The organism is Microvirga sp. HS2, from assembly GCF_055792805.1.
On sequence record NZ_JBVVAJ010000072.1, the window covers coordinates 1 to 7,428 of the forward strand.

Sequence of the window (7,428 nt, forward strand, 5' to 3'; positions counted from 1 at the left end):
CCGCCTGGGAAGCCGAGCGCAATCGCAACAGAGCCAAGGCGCATTGGCATTTCACCACCACGCAGGCTCGCTCCAAACTACGGCGGCTCTATCCTGCATGATCCCTGTGGCAAAGGACTAGTGCGCTCACTTGTTCCAAACGGATTCTGTTCGATATCGTCTGCCAACTCGCTCCCCGATAACTACCACCTAGCGCGAAGATCTACCGCCTAGCTGCTATCGGAAGAATTTCTTAGGTCAAGCATCAGGGTGCCAGCAATTTCGACCCTGAACAGCCAACTTCCAGCGCTAAGGCGTTCACTAGGGCAACATAGAGGATGGCGCACACCGACACGGCCTTAACTACTCAACAGTATTCCATACTTCGGTGAGCGCACCTTGCCATATATCCTTACGATGAAAGCGGCGCTGCCGGCCGCAACGGTTAAATAAAGTCAAGATCAATGGCCCAACCAAAATACAAAGGTTATTGCTATTTCTGCCCTGAACCGTCTAACCCCTCAGTTAGTCATCCTTGCCACCAAGTTGCTGACACCGGTACGTTGGCTGCATGGAGTTCTGTCACAAGCTTCTTTTGCCAACCATCTTGATCATCGAAGGGCACATACACGATACCGTCGTAGTCTGAGGGCCGCTCTACACCAGAAGGGACAAGTGCGCAGACCCGGTCTACGCCTAGTTGGCCAATGAAAAAGCCGAGTTCGAATATTACATTCTGACGCGGTCGGGCTTGCGGCTCGGGAACAGGCGTTCCGCGTGGCAAAAGCTCTGGACGCAATTGGCCGAGATCATCGGCTGTCATCAGTACCACCGCGAAGGTCGCACCATCGGCCTCTTCCTTAAATTTGGTGAGGATGGAGCGGCCTCGATTCGGTCGCTCACTAAGAATGATCACCTCCAAGCCCACCCGGCGCTCCAGAAAGCGAGCGACCGCATGCTTGGCACCCTCGTCGCGACCGTGAACTAGGAATATCTTAGTTGGTGTGACATCCACCGCAAGTGGCCGATCCTCAGGTATGTCACCTTCTCCTGGCGTACCTTCAATGTTCGGAGCGCCTAGCTGTCCTAAGTGCCCTGCCTCGCGCAGAATCGTGTAGAGGTCACCTTCCTTCACAGCCCAATGAGTACGTGAGAATTCAAAGTCGGCGAGGCCGAGATCCCATTGCAGGGTCTCAATCTGCTCAGGCGTGAGCGGAGGCACCGTTTCATCGAATTCGAAGATGATACGGATCTCAGGTCCCCGCTGCTGAACCCGCTTGATAGCTCCGACTTTCGGCGCGCCATCCGTATGCCTCTCGTACATGAATAGTGTTGGCAGTTTCGCCAGTTCCTCTAGTGCCTCGGCCGATAATGCCTTCAACGGCTCCCGGACAGCGTCATTGGTGTATTCGAGGATGCGCGACTTATCCCAGACATAGACGCCCTCTTCCCATGCGTCGTCTCGGCCTGTCACCATCAAATTGAACATTTCTCTTCCCCGTCGACGGTAGGTCGCCTCAACACTCTTCCAGTCTAGGTGGCCGGGCGAACCTCCGTTATGTAGTTGAACTTCCGAGCATAGTTCCCTTCGATGATGAGCAATCCATCTTGATGTGTCCAAACTCCGAAATTGGTGGAATAGCCGAGCGGAAGTTCGCCAGGAACTAGGACTGAACCGGGGCCAAGCACCAACTGCTCGTTGTCCCCCGAGGCGAAACTAATCCGAGCATCAGTGTTCTCAGCCCCGCCTCGCCCTCCTGCTCGGATTATGACATCCGCCCGGAAAAAGCAGCGTCCAAACGGGTCGCGTTCTAGATCATGGAAGGTCGCGAATTCCTGCAAAGCGATTAGATTTGACACCCTAAACCCCGAATATGGTTGGACCTGATTGGTAGCGGATCAAATAGCAGGGAGCCCAAGGCTAGGGTCGCCTTTGAGTTCCCAACCCAAATTCGTCCGTCCTAACGCTTAAGCTCTCGGCCAGCCGGTACATATCCTGCGTCTCAAGAGTAGCGATTCTGCAAGGATGGATGATGCCTCCCGATGGATTTCTCACCTGACGAAGTTAGAGACTCGGGCGCAGGCTCCTTTGGCACCACAGTCACTGGAAACCGCACTTGCGGCTCAGGGCAACAGACGAGAGACCGATTGACGCGCCGAATCGGGGGACCAGCCAAGAAGGATTGTTGTATCAGCGTTGTATCACCCGAATTCGGTGACGCTGGATCCAGGTCATGCAACCCTTGTAAGATCTTGATTTTATTTTAGAAAAGTTGGAGCGGGCGATGGGAATCGAACCCACGACATTCAGCTTGGGAAGCTGATGTCATTCCTGTTCGGGGCCCCGCAGGCGAGGTCATCTCACCTCGGTTGCTCCTTCGTCCTTCTCGTGTTCATCACGCCTGTACGTTGCGCGACCTCAATTGCGACATCGGACCAGAACCTACACCCCATCTCGCTCCCACGGCTGAGACAGTACTCAGCCTGCTCCCGGGCCCGGACGTAGGCAGCCCTCCCCTCGTATGCGATCAGAGACACGGCCTCGTACTCAATTTCTGTAAGCCCACCAGCTGGAGGCCGCCGCCGAAACCAATTTTGGATGCAATGGAGGAGTTTCAGCACACAGTGATCCTCATCTCAGGCGACGGGCTGAGCAAGTGGGAATCCAACTATCTCAACCTCACGCAACATGGACCCAGCCATAGCTATGCCTTGGCAGAGGGACGGAAAATGACGCCATACCCACCTTCTTGGTCGAGAAACTGAATTCCGGCACCTTGCAGCGCCGATACAACACGCAATAACGTTACGTTATAGGTGGGAGCCCTGCCCGACTCTAGTGTAGTCAGGGTGCGCCTATGTACGTCAGCCCGCTCGCATAGCTGATCCTGTGACCAGCCGAGCAATGCGCGGGCTGCTTTTATTTGAGCTCCATTAACCATATTCCGAGGCTTTTCTTGACAGCACCATGCTTGCTCATTTTGAGTAAGTGTCAGCGAGCGATTAGCTTTGGCGGATTGAGTCGCTGACAGGGACTATAACAAAGGATTGTCTTCCGGCCGCAAGGATCGGAATGCGATTCCATCGGCTCCGTTTAGCGAGCGCGAGCCCACTCCTTCGCTCCGTCGAAGGCACGCACGTCCCGGAGCGGAGCCTCCGCCGAGACGTGGCGCACTCCCGATCCCTCATCACAGCTGAACCAGCTGGGACATAGTCCTGGCAAAAGGATGCTTTGTCATGCGTGCAGCTAAGCCACGTCTAAAGGGCCCAACAAGTTCTTCTCCGGATGCCGCTCGCCGGCGTCGTGCTGCCGAGCTTCTGGATAGAGCCACTGACCTACGCCGGCTTGCAGTGGCCTTCCCCGGGATGGGGATCATCGGCCCCGATCCGCTTGTTGAGAACCTTGAGAAACTATGCGGGCTTGCAGATGCCGGACTCGTGATACTGCGTGTTCGTCTTCGCCAGGATGCCTTTACGGTCGTCGCGGCAAGCCCACGAGCGTGGCGCGCTCCAGAGGAAAAGGCACGCTTACACGTCTTGAAACGCGCTGCAGAGCACGCTGGACACCGCATACTACTCATCCCACCGAGGTCTGTTGCCCGCCAACCGCGCCTCGACAACTCCCGCTGGATTGCTTCGTGCGCTGGAGTTCGGGTTATGCCCGAGGAGCGTTCAGCTATTGCTACGTACCTATATTCGGCCCCCTACTCTTCCCTAACGGAAGTTGCATCACGCCTGCGGCGGCGAGACGCTGCGTCAGCGGTCCTAAGCCTCGTGGCCGCGGGCGACCTCGAGCTTGATCTCAATCGGCCAATAAGACCGACCTCTCAGCTCAAATTGACCCGCCATCACCTACCCGATCCACCGCGTGAAGTGTCAGCCACCCGTTCATTTCGCTGATACCTAATGGCAACAAGGCCGGATGATAAAATGGCGGACAATCCCCAACTATCCTGCAGATCAAACATCTCTACCGAAGACGGTATATCAGCAGTCCAGAGTGCCTCAGTGAGGCAGCCTGATGACGTAAGGGAACCTCAATCTCCTCTCACGTGGTGGCGGGTCGTCTCACCATGTGAGTTCACGTCCAAAGACGCAACCAGCCGTCTTCAGATTGCCGTTGTCGAAGCCAGTCGATGGTTCTCCTCCCAAACAGATGACTCTGCCATGGCGCTTGGCATGGCAATCGCCGTGATTTGGAACCGGACTAGCCTTTCAGTTGAGGAGCTGGACGCCCACATGTCGCGGGTCACCTACTGCGCACTAGCTGGCGACCGGGCGTGCGCCTGGTTCATTGCATCTGTGCTTGATCGGTATCTTCCATCGATCAGATCCGCCGAGGCAAATACCCAGTTTCAGGTACTAAGTAGCGAATGGAAAGCATTCGCCACCCGTTAACAGCCATCTGATGACGGGGTGCACCAAGCCGCCACCTCCTCACCATTTTACCTCCGCGTCCAAGATCACGTGGCGAGCATATCGCTTTACAGCCAGATGCTGATCGGTACGCCCAGACATCGAGTTTGCGAGCCTCCCATGAAATATAGACACCAGCTGCAATCCGAGACGTCGTCCGTCCGTTTAGCTCCTACTGCGTCGCGCTCTCGAACAAATACACTCGGCCCCCTCGAGCGTCAGGAGTACCGCAAGCTCGTCAGAGAAGCAGATGCATTCCGCCGTCGTCTTGCCTCAGAAGCAGCAGAGGGGGTTACTCACCAAAAAGAGCCAAGGGCGAAAGAGGCAGGTAAAGCTCCAACTCGACGCGGGCGACATGCGTATACGAAGCGTGCAGCTGAACTACCGATTGACGACCTCGAAGGTGAGACAGATGCTAACATTCGGCCACTTGCTGCCGCACCAAGACCGGACCGAATTGCCCTTCGGCTAATGTTCGCACGTGCCTTGGATAGTACCTCAAGTCTCCGAAATGAGATTGTAGCGGGCGGCTCGCCGGTCGTCCTCGTCACGGCGACCGACATTGGTGCGTTGGAGGTTCTCGCGACAATATGGGATAAAGTGCTACTGCCGCCCGGCTATCTGATAGTGCCTGGGTGGGGTCTGAAGGACTTGGAGCACGGTAAGCGGACCGTCATCTCGTATATCGCGACCTCCCCTAACAAGCCTGCAGACCTACAGGCCTATAGGAAAAGTGTTCGGATCGCCGCACAACTCGCCATTCCAGTGGTTGCGATCGCACCACAGATCCAGAGTTACCTTCCCGGAGAATTAGGGAGGATTGCGACATATAGACTTTCGATCTCGCCTCTGGATTCGGCAACGATTACCCGAACAATCCGGATCGTCACTGGAAAACGGTGCGTGCGGCCGCTGTGCCCTGAATTAGCAGCAGAGATGTCGGTAGAGGATCTCACGCTATGCGTGCGTTATGATAGATCTCCGGACGAGTGCCTGACACTCCTGAAGAGTGCTGCTGAGACTCGACTACAGAGCCGAGCACCTCGCGACCTGACGCTTGACCAGTTGCATGGTCTTGATGAGGCCGTTGCTTGGGCGCGGTCGGTTATCCGCGATCTACAGCTCTATCGGGACGGTCGCCTAGCCTGGCATGAAATCGATCATGGTGTTGTCTTAAATGGGCCAACTGGAACTGGAAAAACCCTGTTTGCTCAGGTCTTCGCTAGCGAGGCTGGTCTCCCGATTATTACGGGGTCCCTTGCGAAATGGCAGTCTGCCGACGAGGGACATCTCGGACATCTCTTAAGAGCCATGAGGCAAGATTTCGATCAGGCTAGAAGCAAGGCTCCTTGTATAGTGTTTATAGATGAGGTCGACGCCTTCGCCTCTAGAGATGAACTCACTCATAACTACCGCGATTACTCGGTCCAAGTTGTTAATGGGCTTTTAGAGCTTCTGGACGGGATATCAAGTCGAGAAGGTCTAATCTTTATTGCAGCATCTAATAATGTCACTCGCTGCGATCCTGCAATACTTCGTGCCGGACGCTTAAACCGGGTCATTCAGGTCCCACTGCCCTCCCCGGCGGACTTGGAGAAAATGTTTCGGGTTCGGCTGCGGGGAGATCTCAGCACTGCAGACCTGAGCGGCATAGCAACTCTGGTACAGGGCTTTACGGGAGCGGATGTCGAGAAGGCAGTTAAGGATGCACGTCGCATTGCTAGGCAATCCCAGCGCACGGTGACCTTGGGCGATCTTATTCAGGCCGTCAGCGGAGAGCCCACCATCCGCTCGGAGCACGAGCTTTGGCGGATTGCCGTCCACGAGGCAGGGCATGGACTCATTATGGCTCTTCGTGGTGGTTCTGACAGTATTCGAGTTGCCATCCACCATAACGGACCAATTGCTGGCAGTTCTTTCCGTGGTGACCTCTCAGGTCTGCACAGCCACTCAGAGTGGAAGGAAGTTCTCATGGAGATCTTAGCGGGGCGCGCTGCTGAAGAGGTTCTGTTGGGATCTCCAGGTGTTGGCTCGGGAGGGGGATCAGCTTCTGATCTCGCTTTAGCGACAAGGATAGGCGCGGCGCTCGCAGGATCATTCGGCCTAAGCGGTCCTCATCCCCTCGTCTACATCGCACCGCCGGACGCTACCGACGAAATTCTATCACAGCCCTATATGAGGACAGCTGTATCAACTGAGCTCGAAAGTGCCTATCAGGGTGCCTCAGATCTCATCCGACAGTATAAGGACGCGACGATGCAAATTGCTCGCAGTCTGATGGCGACAGGACGCGTCTCTGGAAGCGAGATTAACCGCATCATTCAGCGGATCCGGAGCAACAGGCTCAACTAACGCAAGCTCCCTCGATCCGCTCATTTTGGCGGATCATAAAGCAACCTAGCGTACCTTACGTAGCGTCACACTCAATAAACACTCTCTCGTACTCATTCGCAGATCTAAAGCAAAATCTCGGGCAACTTCAGAAGAAGATCAACTCCTTGCAATCAGCCTTCCTAAACTAAGGGTATTCCTCATCCTTAGAATGGAATTTTGCTCGGATAGATCGAGCAACGGGAGAACAGCAGCGAATCCAACACATTGCAAACGAAAATTTTATCTTACGTCAAGGGGACATATTTTTTGACAGCGGGCTTGATCGAAACGCGATCTGCCCTGACCCTCGAATCAGTTGTTGGATTCGTGCCAACAGACCGCAGCCCAACAAAGGAGGTGCCATCGTAAAGCAGATTGTATTTTAGAGTTTGAAGCGCGCGTCCCAAAGGACGTGCGCTTCGGGATTGCGATGAACGTACGCCGAGGCCTAGGAAACTTCACGTACGGCAGAGCTATAGTAAGAGCTGCATAGAGACTTGCATGCTGTGTCCAGCAGGACAAGCGATTTCTCTATTTGGGACTGTCGGAATTTCCGTGTAAGGGCCGGGTTCATCATCCCAGCCTGAAGCGGCCTTCGAACAGAATGGCGAACTGGGCTTTCGCCATGCTCCACTCCCGTGGCGGCATCTTCCACTCTTT

The 7,428-nt window shown here is 55.2% G+C and carries 3 protein-coding genes; 1 reads left to right on the forward strand and 2 read right to left on the reverse strand.

Annotated features, from left to right (window positions below):
- Positions 1–508: 508 nt before the first annotated feature.
- Both ACS5Q0_RS27085 and ACS5Q0_RS27090 read right to left on the reverse strand, forming a co-directional pair.
- Entirely contained in the window at positions 509–1,468 is a 960-nt protein-coding gene (locus tag ACS5Q0_RS27085) for a TIR domain-containing protein (protein ID WP_473129730.1), read from the reverse strand.
- 1,216 nt (positions 1,469–2,684) lie between these two features.
- Positions 2,685–2,921: a helix-turn-helix transcriptional regulator gene (locus ACS5Q0_RS27090; RefSeq protein ID WP_473129731.1), complete on the reverse strand. Its 237-nt coding sequence runs from the start codon at positions 2,919–2,921 to the stop codon at positions 2,685–2,687.
- Between the two features lie 1,945 nt (positions 2,922–4,866).
- Between ACS5Q0_RS27090 and ACS5Q0_RS27095 the strand changes: the two genes are divergently transcribed.
- A complete protein-coding gene (locus tag ACS5Q0_RS27095) occupies positions 4,867–6,747 on the forward strand; it encodes an AAA family ATPase (protein ID WP_473129732.1) in 1,881 nt (626 codons plus the stop codon).
- Positions 6,748–7,428 lie beyond the last annotated feature (681 nt).

Bases quoted from the DNA above. Each gene is read 5' to 3' on its own strand.
- ACS5Q0_RS27095 (WP_473129732.1), top strand. From the start codon at position 4,867: ATGTTCGCACGTGCCTTGGATAGTACCTCAAGTCTCCGAAATGAGATT.
- ACS5Q0_RS27090 (WP_473129731.1), bottom strand. From the start codon at position 2,921: ATGGTTAATGGAGCTCAAATAAAAGCAGCCCGCGCATTGCTCGGCTGG.
- ACS5Q0_RS27085 (WP_473129730.1), bottom strand. From the start codon at position 1,468: ATGTTCAATTTGATGGTGACAGGCCGAGACGACGCATGGGAAGAGGGC.